Source organism: Halomicrobium sp. HArcel3, assembly GCF_058933135.1.
In genome coordinates this window covers 346,429-362,216 of the sequence record NZ_JBZYDN010000001.1, presented here as the reverse complement: position 1 = coordinate 362,216, position 15,788 = coordinate 346,429, and the positions used below count along the sequence as shown (strand labels likewise).

Annotated in this window: 16 protein-coding genes; 4 read left to right on the top strand and 12 right to left on the bottom strand. The window is 69.3% G+C overall.

Annotation, left to right across the window (positions count from 1 at the left end):
• Positions 1-39: 39 nt before the first annotated feature.
• From AC5FRV_RS01820 to AC5FRV_RS01770, 11 genes are all read right to left on the bottom strand, one after another.
• Complete coding sequence (locus AC5FRV_RS01820) at positions 40-1,233, bottom strand: DHH family phosphoesterase (protein WP_493559416.1); 1,194 nt, start codon at positions 1,231-1,233, stop codon at positions 40-42.
• Between the two features lie 178 nt (positions 1,234-1,411).
• Positions 1,412-2,305 carry an SDR family oxidoreductase gene (locus AC5FRV_RS01815; RefSeq protein WP_493559415.1) on the bottom strand — a complete coding sequence of 298 codons (894 nt, stop codon included), beginning with the start codon at positions 2,303-2,305 and terminating at the stop codon, positions 1,412-1,414.
• 3 nt (positions 2,306-2,308) lie between these two features.
• Positions 2,309-2,737, bottom strand: a complete 429-nt coding sequence (locus AC5FRV_RS01810) for a DUF5791 family protein (RefSeq protein ID WP_493559414.1) — start codon at positions 2,735-2,737, stop codon at positions 2,309-2,311.
• A 70-nt stretch (positions 2,738-2,807) separates the two neighbouring features.
• A complete protein-coding gene (locus tag AC5FRV_RS01805) occupies positions 2,808-5,816 on the bottom strand; it encodes a DUF7286 family protein (RefSeq protein WP_493559413.1) in 3,009 nt (1,002 codons plus the stop codon).
• Positions 5,813-6,718: a DUF7284 family protein gene (locus tag AC5FRV_RS01800; protein ID WP_493559412.1), complete on the bottom strand. Its 906-nt coding sequence runs from the start codon at positions 6,716-6,718 to the stop codon at positions 5,813-5,815. Before AC5FRV_RS01800 ends, AC5FRV_RS01805 begins: the two co-directional genes overlap by 4 nt.
• Positions 6,709-7,098 (bottom strand): DUF7285 family protein, encoded by a 390-nt coding sequence (locus AC5FRV_RS01795; protein ID WP_493559411.1) that lies wholly within the window; start codon positions 7,096-7,098, stop codon positions 6,709-6,711. Before AC5FRV_RS01795 ends, AC5FRV_RS01800 begins: the two co-directional genes overlap by 10 nt.
• Entirely contained in the window at positions 7,079-7,546 is a 468-nt protein-coding gene (locus tag AC5FRV_RS01790; protein ID WP_493559410.1) for a DUF7283 family protein, read from the bottom strand. The genes AC5FRV_RS01795 and AC5FRV_RS01790 overlap by 20 nt, the downstream gene beginning before the upstream one ends.
• A gap of 173 nt (positions 7,547-7,719) precedes the next feature.
• Positions 7,720-9,411 carry a hypothetical protein gene (locus AC5FRV_RS01785; RefSeq protein WP_493559409.1) on the bottom strand — a complete coding sequence of 564 codons (1,692 nt, stop codon included), beginning with the start codon at positions 9,409-9,411 and terminating at the stop codon, positions 7,720-7,722.
• Positions 9,405-11,282, bottom strand: coding sequence for an ATPase, T2SS/T4P/T4SS family (locus tag AC5FRV_RS01780; RefSeq protein WP_493559408.1), 1,878 nt, complete (start codon positions 11,280-11,282; stop codon positions 9,405-9,407). The genes AC5FRV_RS01785 and AC5FRV_RS01780 overlap by 7 nt, the downstream gene beginning before the upstream one ends.
• Positions 11,227-11,754 carry a DUF7311 family protein gene (locus tag AC5FRV_RS01775; protein ID WP_493559407.1) on the bottom strand — a complete coding sequence of 176 codons (528 nt, stop codon included), beginning with the start codon at positions 11,752-11,754 and terminating at the stop codon, positions 11,227-11,229. The genes AC5FRV_RS01780 and AC5FRV_RS01775 overlap by 56 nt, the downstream gene beginning before the upstream one ends.
• The gene (locus tag AC5FRV_RS01770) at positions 11,751-12,278 is read right to left on the bottom strand and encodes a DUF7310 family coiled-coil domain-containing protein (protein WP_493559406.1); all 528 of its coding nucleotides are present in this window, start codon (positions 12,276-12,278) and stop codon (positions 11,751-11,753) included. Before AC5FRV_RS01770 ends, AC5FRV_RS01775 begins: the two co-directional genes overlap by 4 nt.
• A gap of 79 nt (positions 12,279-12,357) precedes the next feature.
• Here AC5FRV_RS01770 and AC5FRV_RS01765 point away from each other — a divergent pair, with 79 nt between their 5' ends.
• From AC5FRV_RS01765 to AC5FRV_RS01750, 4 genes are all read left to right on the top strand, one after another.
• Positions 12,358-13,434 (top strand): tubulin/FtsZ family protein, encoded by a 1,077-nt coding sequence (locus AC5FRV_RS01765; RefSeq protein ID WP_493559405.1) that lies wholly within the window; start codon positions 12,358-12,360, stop codon positions 13,432-13,434.
• Positions 13,435-13,566: 132 nt separating this feature from the next.
• Positions 13,567-14,337 carry an IS630 family transposase gene (locus AC5FRV_RS01760; RefSeq protein WP_493559404.1) on the top strand — a complete coding sequence of 257 codons (771 nt, stop codon included), beginning with the start codon at positions 13,567-13,569 and terminating at the stop codon, positions 14,335-14,337.
• Positions 14,279-14,632 carry a transposase gene (locus AC5FRV_RS01755; protein WP_493559403.1) on the top strand — a complete coding sequence of 118 codons (354 nt, stop codon included), beginning with the start codon at positions 14,279-14,281 and terminating at the stop codon, positions 14,630-14,632. The genes AC5FRV_RS01760 and AC5FRV_RS01755 overlap by 59 nt, the downstream gene beginning before the upstream one ends.
• A 246-nt stretch (positions 14,633-14,878) precedes the next feature.
• Positions 14,879-15,073, top strand: a complete 195-nt coding sequence (locus tag AC5FRV_RS01750; protein WP_493559402.1) for a hypothetical protein — start codon at positions 14,879-14,881, stop codon at positions 15,071-15,073.
• Positions 15,074-15,120: 47 nt separating this feature from the next.
• On the opposite strand, the gene AC5FRV_RS01745 is transcribed toward AC5FRV_RS01750, so the two are convergent.
• The gene (locus AC5FRV_RS01745) at positions 15,121-15,765 is read right to left on the bottom strand and encodes a helix-turn-helix domain-containing protein (RefSeq protein ID WP_493559401.1); all 645 of its coding nucleotides are present in this window, start codon (positions 15,763-15,765) and stop codon (positions 15,121-15,123) included.
• Between the last annotated feature and the right edge of the window lie 23 nt (positions 15,766-15,788).

Sequence of the window (15,788 nt, the reverse complement as noted above, 5' to 3'; positions counted from 1 at the left end):
AACTGCTGGTACTCGAACCGACGCCGGGCGAGCGGGCGTCTAGATGTCGCCCGACATGGCGTCGAAGAGTCGCTCGGTGAAGTCCTGACGGAGGACGCCCTCGCTCGGGCCGATGCCCTCCATGTGCTCGATGGAGAGCTGACCGCCGCCCATGCGGGCGTGGCCGCCGGCGGTCCCCATCGGGATGTCGTCGACGACGTTGTCGAGCACCTTCCCCATGTGGACGCGGTCGTCCCGAGAGCGCCCGGAGAGGTGGAGCGTCCCGTCCTTCTCGCCGAGGACGACTACCGCGGTGACGCCCTCGAGTTTCATCAATTCGTCGGCGGCCTGCGGGATGGCGTCGACGTTCGACACCTCGCCGACGTCGCTGACCGCGAATGCGTTACGTACCGTCCGGCTGGTGATGGCGCGGGCCTTCACGTCGAGCACTTCGGCGTCGACCTGCGGGTTGGCGATGCGGTCGAGGCGGTCCTCGTCGATTCCCGCGTACAGGTACTCTGCGGCGTGGAACTCCGCGGGCGAACAGCCCTTCGTGAGGTGTTTGGTGTCGGACTGGATGCCGTATAGGAGCCCGGTCGCGAGCTGGACGGGGAGTCCGTCCCCGCCGTCCTCTCCCGAGTCGTCGCCGTTCTCGTCGGCACCGGGCTTCTCCGGCTCCCAGCCGAGCGTCTCGAAGTACTCGGCGAAGATAGTGGCGCAGGCGCCGTGGTCGGCCCTGACGTCGGTGAACTCGGCGCCTTCGCCGTCACCAGGGTGGTGGTCGATGACCGCGACGGGGTCGACGCCTTCGGCGCCGGGGAACCCGCGAGCCTCGTTGTGGTCGACCAGGACGACGCCGTCGCCGTCGAGTTCCCCCGCGCTGTCGATCTGTTCGAAGTTGACGTCGAGCACGGTCTCGAACGCCCGGTTCTCCTGGTGGCGGATCTGGCCGGGGTAGTTGAGGGTCGTCTCCGTACCGACGCTCTCGGCGAGTTCGCCGACGGCCAGCGCCGACGACATCGCGTCCGGGTCCGGATTCGGGTGCATCAACACGGAGATCCGGTCGTGTTCGGCGAGCGTCTCGCGAAGGGTCTCTGCTGGCGTCGAACGCAAGTAGCCCACGAGCCAGCGGAGCCCCGCCAGTACGAGTACCAGCGCGACGAAGATGGCGGCGACTTCCAGCGGTGACTCGGGGGTGACCGGCGCGAGTGCGTCGATCACGTCCTGGAGGGACCCCACAGCCCTAGGCGACATACGCGATAGGAGTTGGCCCCGACGACCATGAAGGTTCCCCACTCAGCCGGACGGAGCGACCTCCCACTCGACCGACTAGCCCTCGTGCGGTTTCAGGTCCGTCAGGTCAGAATGGATACGGGACTGCGCCGGAACCGATACTGGTTCGCGTCGTAGCTGTTCGCCCGGTCGAATCCGGTTATCCGCCGGCGACGTAGGCATCGATGGCTGCCCGGTACCCCTCCCGGAACGTCGGGAAGCGGAACTCGTAGCCCAGGTCCCGGAGTCGGTCGTTCGAACAGCGCTTGCTGGTCACGATGCGCCGGCGAGCCGCGTCCGAGAGGTCCCCGTCCGCGAGTCGCTCCGCCTTCGTCCGCTTGGACGGTCGCTCCACGCCGCACTCGTCGGCCAGCCAGTCGGCGAACGTCCACTTTGCAACCGGTTCGTCGTCCACCACGAGGACGACGTCGCCGCGCGCCAGGTCCTCGCTCAATAGATACTGGACCGCCCCGGCGGCGTCGTCCCGGTGGACCATGTTGAGGTACCCCTCAGTGACCGGCCCGTCGAGATAGCGATCGAGCCGGTACCGGTCCGGCCCGTAGAGGCCGGCGTAGCGGGTGACGGTCCCGTCGATGCCCCACTCCGCCGCCGCATCGCGCGCGACGCGTTCGGCCTCCGCGAGGACGCGGGTCTTCTCGGTGGTCGGATCGAGCGGCGTCTCCTCGTCGACCCAGCCGCCGTCGTGGTCGCCGTAGACGCCCGTACTCGACGTGTACACCAGTCGGTCCGGGGCGTCGTCACGCGCACCGAAGTGGTCGACGACGGTTCGCAGTCCCTCGACGTAGATTTCGCGGGCCGCCTCGGCACCGCGGCCGCCCGAACTCGCGGCGAAGACGAGCGCGTCGGCGTCCGGCACCTTGCCCAGCGAGTCCGAGTCCGTGACGTCGGCCTGAACCCCCACGCCACCCACGTCCTCGACGGCGCCGACGACCGCCGACGACCGCCTGACGCCGACGACGTCGTGGTCTCGTTCCGCGAGCTGTCTGCACAGTTCGAGTCCGACGTAGCCACAGCCCAGAATCGCGACGCGCATCCGTCACCCCTTCCGCTGCTCGATGTACTGGTGGAGCAGGGCGTACTCGGCCAGCGTCATCGGGAACCGGCCCTCGACTTTCTGCTGGATCTCCTTGGGTTCGAGGGCGCCGTCGACCCCAGAGGCGAGGGTCTCCACGTCGAGCACCGCCGTCGTCATCCCCATGAGGAGGATGTCCCGGGCCTCGGCCGCGACGGCGTCGGCCGGCGGCCGGTCCTCGTCGAGCGCGAGCACGGCCGCCGCCTCCTCGAGCGTGACCTCGGGCGAGTCGCCCGCCTCGAGCGACTCGACGGTTTCGCGGTCCAGCGCAGTCTCCTCGGCGACCGTCTCGAGGCCGACCTGGTCGATCGTCTCGGCGAGCAGGGCCTCGTACCCGCGCCGTAGCTCTTCGGGCGTCCGCTCGCCTGCGTCCGGGAACTCCCCTCGTATCATGCACGCCGCTAGCTGTCGGGGGTACAAATCAGTTTGTTCCGCCGCAAACGGACCGACCCTTTCCCGACTCTCAGCTCGGCCCCGGCTCGGGCCAGCCGTCGGATCGCTCGTCCACGTTCCCGTCCCGGTCGCCGACGCCGCTCTTCCCGGGCGGGACGACCACCACGATCGTCGTCGAGACGTCGAAGTCGACGCGCGTAGCCCGGCCGAGTCGCTCTTTCTCCCCGTCGTCGTCGACGTCCAGCCTGACTTCGCTTCCGTCGCGGGCGTACGCGAGGTCGCTCCCGGGCTCACTGGGTCTGCCGCGGTTGGCCCGTATTCCGAAGCGGGCGTACTCCCCCCTGACCGTCACGTGCCAGACGTTGGTCGTCGCGTACCAGGCCGTGATCGGCGGTGCGAGCGGCAGCCCCGACGGAACCTTCTCGAAGGACTCGTTGGTGACGCGCTGGACGCCGCGCTCGGTGGTGTTCTTCGCTATCCGTCGCGTGAGCTCGGTCGCGACGTCGCGAGTCACCGTCCGACTCCGGTTGACGGCATCGCTCTCGGGCTTCGCCGCGTCCGTCCGGAGCGCGGTCTCGGTCCGCCGTTCCAGTTCCAGCCGGAGACGGTCCTCCCGCGTCTCGTCCAGTGACTCCCGGTCGGCGGCCGCGGCGGCGACCGCGGGGCTGGCTGACCCGTTCGACAGTGCCAGCGCGCGCGCCGCGGTCGTGTCCCATCGAGAGAGCCCGTGGGCGACGATTTCGCGTCGTTCCGCATCGCCGTCACCGACGCCCTGTTCGGCCAGCGTCAGGCGCATCCCCCGTCGGACGTACCGGTTGCCGTCCGCCACTTCCGTCCGGAGGGCGTCGCGTCGCTCCCGGACCGCGCTCGCGTTCCGTCGTTCGAGCGTCGCGTTGGCCGCCCGGAGCGTTCGGGCCGCCGTCGCGAGGCGGACGGTCCCGCCTGACCCGATCACCTCGTCGACGACCGTGTCGGCGACGTCGCCGTACGGCGCGGTGACGACGTTGATGTTCCGGGCCACCAGCGGGTGGGCCGGCCCGTCGAGCGCCGGCACCCGCTCGCTGTCGATTTCGGCCCGGGTCAGGTACGACGGTGCGCTGTCGACCCGCATCCTGACTGGACCGGCCGGTCCCTCGAACGCCGGCCGGCGGTCAGGCGACGACGCCCGCGGGACGTCCATCCCCGCCTGGAGTTCCGAGAGCGAGCCGCTTCCGCGCTCTTCCAGCGACTTGCCGAGCCGACTCCCGCGGTCCAGTCGTTCGGCCGCCTGCTCGTCCAGGCGTTCCAGCACGCGGTCGAGGTAGGCGACCCGGGCGGCGATTCGCGCCTTCGTCGCGACGCCGTCGTAGGTGGCCGGCGCGTCGACGAAGGCCGCTCGCTGCCCACGGATCCGGTCGGCGAGCATCGCCGGCGGATTCACCTCGAACGAGCCCACTGCGCCGCGTTCGACGGGAACTTCCACGTCCCGAACCCGCTCGCGAAGGCCCATCAGGTCCCGGTAGACCCACCGGTAGAGACCGTCCGGGCGGTCCCCCTCGACGCGAACCGGATCCGCGTCGAGCGTCCCGGTCGCGGCCCGGGCCACGACGACGTCCGTACCGCCCCGACTCGTCACCAGGCTGTTGACGGCCTCGTCCCGGACGTCGGCCATGTTCGGCCCGTCGAGCGGTCCTTCGCCGTGCTCGTGGACGGTCGGGACGGCGTTGCCGGGCGCTCGTTCACTGGTGGTGTGGCGCCCGACCACGGCGACCGCGACGCGCCGCGTCTCGGTGGCCTCGGTCGCCGTCGTTCGCGTCTCGTTCCCGCGGCGCCACGTCCGGACGCGCGTCCGGTCGACGTCGACCTCCCGGCCGTAGCTTTCGAGCCGGTGCCAGCCCGTCGGCGAGGCCGGCGGGGCGACGTCCGCAGCTTCGACGTCGGTGGTCACGGCCTGGTCGTCGTCGACCAGCGTCCAGTTTGCCCCAGGAGACTCCGGCGCTGCCGGTCGGTCGCCACCGACGTGGTCGACGTCGCTGACGAGACGCACGTCCGCGCTGTAGACCGTGGCGATCGATTCGTTCACGTCTCCGTCCACGACGACGTCGAGGAACGCGTCGTCGGCCGTCTCGTTCACACCGACCGGCATCTCGTCGTTCCGCCGGGTTCCCCCGGGCGGTTCCAGCCCCTGGATGTCGTTCGGCGGTGGCTTCGTGGGAGAATCGAGGGCGTTCTGTACCGGCGGTGCCTCCGCCCCACTTGCACCGAGCAGTTCGCTCCCCGCGAGCTTGCCCGTCTCCACGGCCAGCGTCCGCCGTCCGACGCCGTCGCTCGTGCCGATGGTCTCACGCTGGACGTCGAGCAACCCCGCGTTCGTCGCCAGCGCGACGTACCGGTTAGTCACGACGTTGTTTATCGGCGCACCGCCGTACTGAGCGTAGCCCCGGGCCCAGGTGAGCGCGTACAGCTGTGCGGTCAGACGCTGGTCGAGCCCAGGCTTCGTCACGCCAGCTTCGAGCTGTCGCTGGTACGCGCTCACGCGGTCGTGCATGCCCAGGACGGGCGTCCCGACGACGAGCGTCGGCGAGACGCGCTCTTCGGTCAGGACGCGACCGTTCCGCGTAGCGGTCAGGGTGACGTTCTCGACCCGGACGCGCAACGTCGTTCCGTTCTCGTCCGCGCGTTCGACGTGGACACGGCGTTTCGCCGCACGAAGACCGGTCGCGTCTGCCACGGGCGGCAGTGACGCGTGGACGCGAACGTCACCGCGCCGACGCTCGACGTCCTGCAACCGGTCGCGCGCGGCGAGATAGACACGGATCCGGAGCGAGTCGCGGAACGGCACGGACTCATTCAGCGTCCGACCGGCAGTGGTGTTCACCCGTTCGACCACCGGTTCTCTGGCCGCGTCCTCGCTCGCTTCCCTGATCGCCTCGCGGAGGGCAGTCTGGGTATCGGCGGTCGCGCCGTCGAGGGCCTTCGAGACCGCCGGCTCGGCCGGTAGCGCTCGCGGCTGGCTCGTCGCGGCGATGGTCGCGCTGGTGACCAGCAACAGCACGCCCACGAGCGCGAACGGTATCCGGCCGCGGTCGGACCGGCTCACGGCGACCACGTCCTGACGGTGACGTCGACGGTGTCGGTCTCGACCGCACGCGCGGCCGCACCGGACGATCCGAATCGCGACTCCAGATCGGCGACGAGTCGGTCACGCAGCGCCGTCCGAAGGCGATCGTTCGAGACGGAGACGTTCGTCTCCTCGATCGTCGGCGGTTCGGCGCCGAACAGCGTCGCAGCCCGGCGATACCGCTGGTCCGTGAGTGCGTCACCCGGATACGAGCCCCGGAGCGCCAGTTGGGTCTCTCGCGGCGGGAACAGACCGTGGACGACGGCGTCGGCGACGACCGTCGCGACGCCCCGGAATCCGTCCTCCTCGGCCGCTCGTTCGGCCCGTTCTCGACTCGCCGGGAATCCGCTGTCGACCGTCAGCGTGGCGGCGTGTACGTCGACGTCTCGTGGCGGTTCGTCACCGACGCGCGTCGTACCGACGAGGTGTGCGTCGTCGTACGGTTCCCAGGTCACTTCGACGCTGGTCCGCACGCCCCGCCGACCGAGCCGGTCCCGGACCGTCGACGAGAGTCGGCGCTCGAACTCGTCGCTGGCGTGGGAGAGTTGCTCGCCGTCGCTGGCGACGTTTCCGACGGCCGCGTCTGCGAGCAACGACGCGAGCGTGCCGTGGGCAGTCCGTTCGAAGCCACTCCCATCCGTCCGGTGGAACGTCACGCCGTCGGCTTCGGCAGCCGTCGCCGGAGCCAGCGAGTAGTCGACCGTCGCCGTCGTCGTCGCCAGGAGCCTGGCGTCTTCGGCGGCCGGGTTCCCCGACTCCGGCCGCTCGTGGCTCTCCGCCTGCATCGTTCCGGTACCGGCGACTAACGTGGCGATAGCGCCGCCGACGAGCAGGAGGAAAACCGTCGCGTCGACGACCGTACTGACCGCTCTCACGTCCATACCCTCACTCGGAGTGTCCCGGTTCGGACCTGCGTTGGATCGACCCGAACCCCGAGTCGTTTGCGCGCACTGTCCGCGTTCGCGGGCGCTGGGGGGCCCGCACGCCATCGATCGTCCTCCGTGGTCAACGTTACGTTCGTCCGGTAGCCTCCGGGCCCGTTCGCCTGTCCGTCGTCGATCCGATCGGGAAGCGCGACGGCGGACGGGGCCAACGCGTCCTCGACGGGTTCGATGGCCGACGCCGCGACGTTTCGCTCCGACGAGGGGGCCAGCTCCGCGTCGAGCACGCCGACGTAGAGGCTCAGCCCGAGACAGACGGCGACGACCGCCACGAGGGCCGCGAGGGGCTCCGTCTGGGCCCTATCCGACGAGCGTGACATTCACGTGCCTCCAGGTGACGCGTCGGATGGTCAATCGGTCCGGTGCCGGTCGCCAGCCGGTTTTCTCTTCGCTGGCCGCTGACGCTGCGTCGGCGAACGCCGCTGGCGAGTCGAACGCCGATCGCGGGCTGTCTCCGTCGAGTACGCGTTCCAGTCGGTCGTCAGCAACGGCCGGCGTCACCGAATAGGCGAACGTCGCGTGTGCGCGGCCGCCGTCGTTTTCGAGCCCGACCTGCGTCGGTCCGAGTCGGAATCGGTCGGCCGCCGGGAGCGGGTGCGTCCCGACGGCACCAGAGGGACCCACGGCGACGGCGTCGACGGCGTTGGCCGCAGCCCTCGCGTCCGGCGGCGCGGAACTCGGGAGTCCGACCGCGACGCCGAACACCGCGAGACTGACCGCACCGACGCCGAACCACACGTACGTCGAATCTACCGGGACGTCGAACATGGGCGTCCTGGCCCCGTCATCCGTTTTAAACCTTCATAGTGGTGGTTGTAAACCCGTACCGGCGTCCCGACGAACATGGCGAGTCCGGGCTCGGGAGACGAGTGCAGCGAGTCTCCCGGCGTTCGACGTGGCCCGTGCCGGCGAATGTCGGTGAAAAGTTACAACCACCACTATCAGACGGTAAGACCGGTACCAACGAACGCGGCCAGGTACGTCGCCGTGGCGGCCAGCAGCGCGAGTCCCACGCGGTATCCCACGAGTGCGCGGTCGAAGCCTCGCGAGAGACCGGTCGAGAGTGCCGTCAGGATGGCGGCGAGGACGAGCACGTACGCCCCGACGACGAGGCCGAGGCCATCGGCCGCCCCACCGCTGGCGAGTGGTCCGGCCGACCCCATCGCCCCCGCGAGTGCGACCGTCGCACCCCCGACGAGCGGGCCGAAGATGGAGGCGGTGTTCGCGAGCGTCCGCGTCACCTGTTCGACCGAGCGACGCGCCTCGGCCTCCACGGCGGCGAGTTCCTGGAGGTGCTCGCCCATCGCGGTGACGGCCGCACCGGCCGGTGGTCCCTCCGCTGCCGCCAGCGCGAGCAGGGTCGCGCTACTGCGCACTCGGTCGCTTGGGATCGCTTCGAGAGCGCCGTTCGGCCCGAGAAATGCCGTCTCCACGCCGACGCCGAGCAGTCGCTGCCGACGGGCCGCGGCTGCCAGGAGTTCGCCCGTCGGCCCCGGAACGTCGTCGGCGACGCCGGCCACCGCCGACTCGACGGACTCGCCGCGTTCGACGCGACGACCGAGCAGCGCCAGTGCGTCACTCAGCCCGTCTTCGACTTCACTGACCGATTCGCGTACCTGGACGATCGGTCGGTAGTGAACGACGAGTGTGGCTCCGGCCCCTGTACCAGTGACGGCGACCGGTGTCGCCCACGGCGGAAACACCAGCGACGCGGTCCACCACGAGAGTGCGGCCGCGAGGCACCCGACGAGTGGGCCCGGCCAGCGACGGGCGGGAACGTCCGGATGAGACCGTTGGACCGTGGTCGGTGGAAACGCGACCGGTCGGCGAGCGAGGAGCCAGACACTCGCCCCCAGCAGGCAGAGCGGAAGCAAGAGGTCGTAGACCAGGGCGACGATCCGGAGTGGTGCGGGGAGGCCGGCCGCTCGGAGCGCCGGCAGCAGTGACACGAGCGCCAGGGGGAGCAGGACGCCGAAGGCGTAGACCGCCGTCGCCGGGCCCCGGATCGATCCCGCGAAGTCGGCCATCCGATCCCGCGTCGCGTCCAGGACTGTGCCCCGGGCGCGTTCGAGCGTCGCGGACCGCTGGTCGGCGGGGACGGTCCCAGCGCTCTCGACGAGTGTACACGCCCGCTCCAGTGCAGGGAACCAGGGCTTCCACTCCGCGACGAACCCGGCGAATCCGGTCTCGGGGCCGGCCGCCGAGCGCCGAACGTGGGCATCGAGACTGCTGGCCAGGGCCCCCTCGCTCGTCGCTGCGGCGAACTGTGCCGCCCGCTCGGGCGACGGCGCCAGTTCCATCGACAGCGCCGCCCGGGTAACGAGCGAGGGAGCGGATCCCAGGGCGCGCGTTCGCTTCGCCCGCGCGAGCGCGAGCGGCACGACCGGCCCGCCGACTGCGACGGCCGTCGCGAGCGCCAGGAACGGCGCGGCCACGATCGGTGTACTCCGGGTGGCAGTCGTGGCGACGAATCCCATCACCGCGAGCGCGACGGCTGCGGCGTACGAGGCGCGATGGACCGTCTCACCGTCGACGTCGGCGCCGACGAACGCCAGCGCCCTGTCGAGTTCGTCGTCGACGCTTACCGGGCCTGGCCAGAGGCGTGCGGTCGATTCGAGGACGCGGATCAACACGGGCCGGCGTCCGTCGGTTCGGCCCACGTCGGTTCGCCGGGGACCCCCGTTTCCGCCCGGAGCGAACGCTCGCGTTCGGCCAGCGTCGCCAGAAACTGTGCGTACGTCTCCCCGGACTCGGTCAGGGACGGAACGAGGCGGCTGTTCCCCCTGTCGATGCGTCCGGTCGGTCGGAGTTCACCGTCCTCCAGTGCGAACAGCGGCGCGAACCGAACGCCCGCGTCGCCGTCGACGACCGCCTCGATGCTGGCGACGCGACGGCCTCGGTCGCCACCGTCGTCGTACGGTTCGAGCGTCACCACGAGGTCGGTCGTCGCGAAGGACGACTCCGGAACGCCGAGGTCGGAGACGACGCGTTCTCTGACGCGCTCGCCGCCGTCGCCGTGGATGGTGCCGAGGACGGCGCTCCCGTTCGCACCGACGCGCATGGCCTCGTAGAGCACGGCGGCCTCTTCACCCCGGACCTCGCCGACGACGAGGGCGCCCTCGCCGAGTCGGAGTCCCGTTCGCAACGCTTCCGCTGGCGTAATTCCCGGCCCGTCGCCGCCGTTTGCGCGCAAAGACTGGACGTCACGCCCCGCAGCCTGGAGCGCGTCGACCGGGAGTTCGGGCGTGTCCTCGACGACGAGCGTCCGGACCGTCGGGGCGAGTTCCCACAGGAGCGCACCGAGCATCGTCGTCTTGCCGGCGCCGCGGGTGCCAGCGAGGAGCGTGGCGGCGGCCCGCTCGACAGCCAGCGAGAGGAACGCGGCGGCGTCCGGCGGGAGCGTGTCGTTGGCGACGAGGCGCTGGAGCGTCCAGGTGTCCCGGTCGTGGGCGCGAAAGGCGAAGGCCAGGCCGTCGCTGGCCGGCTCCGTCGTCGCGGCGACGCGAACACGGCGGTCCCCGACAGTCGCCGTGGCGTCGAGCGTCGGGTTCGCACGCGAGAACGCGCGGCCGCTCCGGAGACGAAACTGGGAGGCCAGCGCGTCGGCACCCCGCCGGGTCACCCGGACGTTCGTCCGGCGAAGCTCGCCGTCGACGCGGACGGTGAGCGGCGTCTCCGTGACGGGCGCGTTCGCGAAGACGTCGGAGACGCGCCCGTCGGCGAACAGGTCGGCGAGTACCCCGAGGTCGCTCGTGTGCTTTTCGAGGACCGCACCGAGTCGGTCGACCGGGTCCCGTTCGTTCGCGACGCGCCGGACGGCCCGCCGTGGCGCCCGCTCGCCGCCGACTGCCCCGCTCGCGAGGAACTCCCGTGCCCGGGCGAGCGTCGCGGTGGCCGCCTCCTCGAGATCCAGTTCGACAGGTTCGAGGTGATAGACGTCGAGTTCGCTCCCGGGCCGTTCGTACAGGCGAACCCTCGCGTCCGTCGAGAGGGTCCTGACGCCCTCGAAGTTCGCGTCCGGCGGCGGTGCGGTCCGGAGGCGTGCGTGGCCGATGCGCAGGCCGAGGGATGGCCTCAGGGCGTCGTCGTACCCGTCGACGCGCTGGGCGCCCAGCGCCAGTCCGGATTCGGCCGCCACGTCGGCGACCGGGGGTGCTCGTCCCGTGGCCTCGTGGGCCGCCGACAGCGGGTCCGACGTGGCCAGGTCGGCCAGCCGGTCGTCGTGGAACGCGACGCGGTCGGCGAACCGACCGGCGGCGACGAGCAGGGCCGCCGCGTCGTCGAGGTACGCCCGCTCGAGCCCGTCGTGACGGGTGACGACGGCGTCCACGTCGACGTCCCGGAGCGCGTCGACGACAGTCCGGCGGCAGTTCGGTTCAGACACCAGCCGTCCCCGTCCCGGGCAGTTCCCGGCGTCGACGACGAGCCGGTCCCGTCTCACGGTCGGTTCACACGCGCACTCGCCGACCGCTTCGCCGTCGCCGGTCGGTAACCACCGTCGCATGTGCCCCGCTGGTCCCGTCATCGCTTGTAAAGGTCCGGACCGTGACGATGGGCGCGGTCCGGTTGCCATCCAGTGAGAGCACGAGCCGGTGTCTCTCCGCTCCTTCGAGCGTCAGCGGCGTACCGTCACCCGTCCGTAGTGGAACCTCCGGAAGGTGACGCACTCGCTGTCTGCCGCCCGTTGCCGTCCAGGTGAGCCGTCCACCGCCAGCGGTCCGGGACTGGCCGATCGTGACAGCGTCGACGCCCGCGTCGCTCCAGCTTCGTGCAGGCAACCGAATTTCGACGACGCGTCGGGCCCCGTCCTCGGTGGGATCGTCGGTGTCCAGCAGGTCCGTCGCCGCCCGTTCGAGCGCGCGTAGCTCCGTCCCGACCGTCGTTTCGGTGTGTTCCAGACGCGCCTCGTCGATGGCCGGGAGACTCGCGCCCAGCAGGGCGGTCGTGAGCACGACGGCAAGTACCGCCCGTATCATCCGAACGTTCGCCGGATTCGCGCTACCAGGCCGTCGCCACCGGCGTTGCCATCGTCGCGGTCGCTGCCGTCTTTCCCGGCGTCGCTGTCGCCACCGGTATCGCCGTTTGCCTCCGTCCTGTCGTCCGCCCACTGTCGGTCGGGTGAACTGTCCCGGGGCTGTCGGGTGTCTCGACCGGGAATTGATGACCGAGGGGGATCGGTTGCCTCGGCGGAACCAGCGTCTGATCGTCCTGCGTCGTCGATCCGTGCTTCGAGGCGCTCGACGGCAGCCAGCGCAGCGTCGGCGCGCTGTTCGACGTCTTCGTTGACCGAGCGAACGTTGCCGACGTAGCCGCGAAGCGCCTGCGTCGACGCCTCGAGTTCGGCGATTCGGTCCTCCGCTTCGTCGAGTCGGGCCGCCAGTTCGTCGATCCGGTTCGCCTGGTCGCCTGCGGCTCGGAGGGAATCGACGTCGTGGTCGCCGTCGGTCAGTGATCGCTCGACCGCGCGCAATCGGCGCTGCAGCGCTTCGTCGTCGGACATGGGCCGTCTGGTCCCGTCCCGGTACTTGAACCCCGGGAGCGGGGCAACGTTGATTAGTCGCCCTGTAGAGCCATGTGGTATGAAAGTCGTCCTGATAGGGGTTGGACAGGCCGGGGGGAAAGTCACCCAGGCCCTCGCGGAGTTCGATTACGACATGGGTTTCGAGGCGGTGAAAGGCGCGCTCGCGGTCAACACGGCCGAAGCGGACCTTCGTGAACTCGACATCGACACGTCCCTCATCGGCCAGGACCGGGTCAAGGGTCACGGCGTCGGCGGCGACAACGAACTCGGCGCCGAGATCATGCAGGAGAACGCCACCGAAGTGATGGGCGACCTCGACGGTCGCATCACCTCCCAGGCCGAGGCCGTCGTCGTCGTCGCTGGCCTCGGCGGCGGCACCGGCTCCGGCGGCGCGCCGATGCTCACCCGCGAACTCCAGCGCATCTACGACGTCCCCGTCTACGTGCTCGGCGTCCTCCCCGGGCGCGACGAGGGCGGTATCTACCAGGCCAACGCCGGCCGGTCGCTGAAGACCTGCGTCCGCGAGGCCGACTCGCTGATCCTCATCGACAACGACGCCTGGAAGGCCGCCGACGACAGCCTCGAAGCCGGCTTCGACCGCATCAACGACGCCATCGCCCAGCGGGTCGGCCTGCTGTTCGCCGCTGGCGAGGCCGTCGAGGGCGTCGGCGAGAGCGTCGTCGACTCCTCCGAGATCATCAACACCCTCAAGAACGGCGGCATCGCCTCCATCGGCTACGCCGCCGCCCCCGCCAGCGAGGATGCGGGCGAGAACATCTCCGTCATCACCAGCGTCACCCGCAACGCGCTGATGACGAGCATGAGCCTCCCCGACGCGACGGAGGCCGACGCCGGCCTCCTCGTCGTCGCGGGCCACCCCGAACGCATCTCGCGCAAGGGCGTCGAACGCGCGCGAAAGTGGATGGAGGACGAGACCGGTAGCCTCGAAGTGCGGGGCGGCGACTTCCCCATCGACAGCGAGAAGATCGCTTCGCTCGTCCTGCTCGGCGGCGTCGAACGCTCGGCCCGCATTCAGGAGTTCATGGACCGCGCACGTGAGGCCAGCGAGGGCATGGCCGAAGAGCGGGACCCGATGGAAGGTATGACGAACGACGACCTGAACGACCTGATGTAACACAACGACCTTTTTTCGTGGGGGGAATCGCGCTCCCCTCCGGCGAGCGCTCAACCCCCCACAAAAAACGCCCTCAGACGCGCGATAGTAACCGCCGAAACCCTTGAACGCCTGGCGTTCGAAACTTGACGTATGCCGGGCGATCGACGCAAATCTGTTGAACGCCACCTCTCGCCCGACGAGTTAGACGCCGCGATCGACGACGCCCAGGAAGCCGGAAAACCACGCCGTGTGCGTCGCTTGTGCCTGATAAGGAATCTCTACGAAGGCGATTCCTTAAAAGAGGCCGGACGGCGCGTCGGCGTCTCTCGACCGACCGCCGGTCGCTGGGCAGATCGCTGGAATGAGGCCGGAATCGGCGGTCTCGACCCCGATTTCGGCGGTGGCCGGCCACCGAAACTATCCGATGAACAGCGTGACGAACTGAAATCCCTGCTCGAAGCCGACCAGCCGTGGACCAAGCGCGAGGTCAAAACGCTCATTGAAGAAGCGTTCGGCGTTGCCTATTCAGACCGTCACGTTCATCGACTACTCAGTAACTTTGGAATGAACTTCGCCAAACCACGACCACAGGATCCGGACCGGCCGGACGACGCCGAAGACCGTCTCTCCGACCGGTTGCAGGACGCGATCAACGAACTCCGTGACGAAGAACCCGTCCCGGACGGTGGTTACGTCGTCGGGTTCCTCGACGAAGCCTGGCCGCAACCGACGGAAAACCGTCAGCGGCTCTGGGCCTTCGATTCGCCGACAATCTGCAAAGAAACGCCGACGGCAACCACCGACGATCCAACGCTCGGATTCTACGCACTCAACGGTGAAAGTGTCGCCGAGTGCAAACCAGATGTCTCCAAAGAATCCATCGGGGAGTTTTTTCGAGCTGATCCGCGAGAAGAATCCTGACCGGCCAATCATTCTGATCTGCGACAACTTCTCTTCCCATTTTGCTGACTATGTCGACGATATTGTAGATCGGCTCGGCATCCACCGGGTGCGGCTCCCACGCTACGCTCCCGACTTAAACCCAATCGAACAGGTCTGGAAAACGTTGAAACGCGACCTCTCACCGCGTGAAGCGCCAGATATCGACGCCTGGCACCGTCTCATCGTCGACCGCTTCGAAACCATCGCTGAGCGACTCAGCTTTGCCGAATCGTGGGTGGACCGCTTCCTCGACGTTCAAAAGTTGTGTCTGTAACTAAAGCGCGTCTGATGGGCTCGCAAGTGCGGAGCACTTGCGAACGTCGTCCTGCGGTCGCGTCGCGACCGCAGGGCTCGTCGGAGCTACGCTCCGACGGCGGCGAAAAAAGGCCGCAAGTCGCGCCTTCGGCGCGCTTGCGGAGGAAACCGCGGCGCTCCGCGCCGCGGTATGCTGGAAACCTGCCGCGATACCGGTCCGCCACGCGGGCCAGACGTTTTCGGACTCGGACTCCTCTGGACAGGTATGTCGGAACAAGACTTCGACCCCAGCGAGTTCATCGACGGCGCGGACAACGAACTGAAGACGTCGCTGCCCGGTGTCACGGTGACGACGCGGCTCGCGGACGCCGACACCGACGAACTGGAGGAGGTCCACCGGCGACAGCTTGAGTTCGCGCTCGAACACGCCGAAGACGCGAAGAACGCTTCCAGGATGTGAGGCCGGTGGAGGCCCGTCGCTGACGTCTCCTGATTCGGGTCGGTCCGTCAGCGACTCTCTGTGAACTCGCGAATCACGCTCGATTCCGCCTTCCTGAGTAGTTCACCTGCAGTGCTCGTCGCGCAGTCGAGTCGCTCGGCGACGTCTTCGACCCCGCTGGACCGCGGCACGTCGTAGTAGCCGACGTCGACTGCGGCGGCCAGCGCCGCTTTCTGGCGTTCGGTGAGCGTCGCCGACGAGCCCCACCGGTCGAACTCCCCCACCCGTTCGACGGTCACGTCGGCGAAATCGGCGAGTTCGCCGTGGAACGCGGCGAGAGACTCCGACTGGCCGACGGCCTCGAACGCGACGTGACCGTCGTCGAAGAACGTTATCGGCGGCACGTAGACGACGGGCGATTCGGCGACCAGTTCCAGCAGTTCTTCCGGAAACTCGTACTCGGTCTGGTGGACGAACGCGTACGTTCCACCGTCACCGGGGACGAGTTCGGTGCCGGTCGTCGAGTCGACGGCCTCGAACACGTTCGCGACGGCGTCCGGCGCCCCGTCGAACCACGTGAGCGTGGAGACGGTCGACAGCGGTCCCCAGACAAGGAGGTCGGCGCGTGACACGTCGTCCGTCGCCGCGAGCCGACGATGGAACGGATGTAACAGGTCGTCGGGGTACCGCGCCCGGAACGCGACGCGCTCCATGCCATCGCCTTTTCCGAGGATCT

Bases quoted from the DNA above. Each gene is read 5' to 3' on its own strand.
- AC5FRV_RS01795 (WP_493559411.1), bottom strand. From the start codon at position 7,098: ATGTCACGCTCGTCGGATAGGGCCCAGACGGAGCCCCTCGCGGCCCTC.
- AC5FRV_RS01755 (WP_493559403.1), top strand. From the start codon at position 14,279: ATGTCTCCAAAGAATCCATCGGGGAGTTTTTTCGAGCTGATCCGCGAG.
- AC5FRV_RS01790 (WP_493559410.1), bottom strand. From the start codon at position 7,546: ATGTTCGACGTCCCGGTAGATTCGACGTACGTGTGGTTCGGCGTCGGT.
- AC5FRV_RS01765 (WP_493559405.1), top strand. From the start codon at position 12,358: ATGAAAGTCGTCCTGATAGGGGTTGGACAGGCCGGGGGGAAAGTCACC.
- AC5FRV_RS01750 (WP_493559402.1), top strand. From the start codon at position 14,879: ATGTCGGAACAAGACTTCGACCCCAGCGAGTTCATCGACGGCGCGGAC.
- AC5FRV_RS01820 (WP_493559416.1), bottom strand. From the start codon at position 1,233: ATGTCGCCTAGGGCTGTGGGGTCCCTCCAGGACGTGATCGACGCACTC.
- AC5FRV_RS01745 (WP_493559401.1), bottom strand. From the start codon at position 15,765: ATGGAGCGCGTCGCGTTCCGGGCGCGGTACCCCGACGACCTGTTACAT.
- AC5FRV_RS01815 (WP_493559415.1), bottom strand. From the start codon at position 2,305: ATGCGCGTCGCGATTCTGGGCTGTGGCTACGTCGGACTCGAACTGTGC.
- AC5FRV_RS01760 (WP_493559404.1), top strand. From the start codon at position 13,567: ATGCCGGGCGATCGACGCAAATCTGTTGAACGCCACCTCTCGCCCGAC.
- AC5FRV_RS01770 (WP_493559406.1), bottom strand. From the start codon at position 12,278: ATGTCCGACGACGAAGCGCTGCAGCGCCGATTGCGCGCGGTCGAGCGA.
- AC5FRV_RS01780 (WP_493559408.1), bottom strand. From the start codon at position 11,282: ATGCGACGGTGGTTACCGACCGGCGACGGCGAAGCGGTCGGCGAGTGC.
- AC5FRV_RS01775 (WP_493559407.1), bottom strand. From the start codon at position 11,754: ATGATACGGGCGGTACTTGCCGTCGTGCTCACGACCGCCCTGCTGGGC.
- AC5FRV_RS01800 (WP_493559412.1), bottom strand. From the start codon at position 6,718: ATGGACGTGAGAGCGGTCAGTACGGTCGTCGACGCGACGGTTTTCCTC.
- AC5FRV_RS01810 (WP_493559414.1), bottom strand. From the start codon at position 2,737: ATGATACGAGGGGAGTTCCCGGACGCAGGCGAGCGGACGCCCGAAGAG.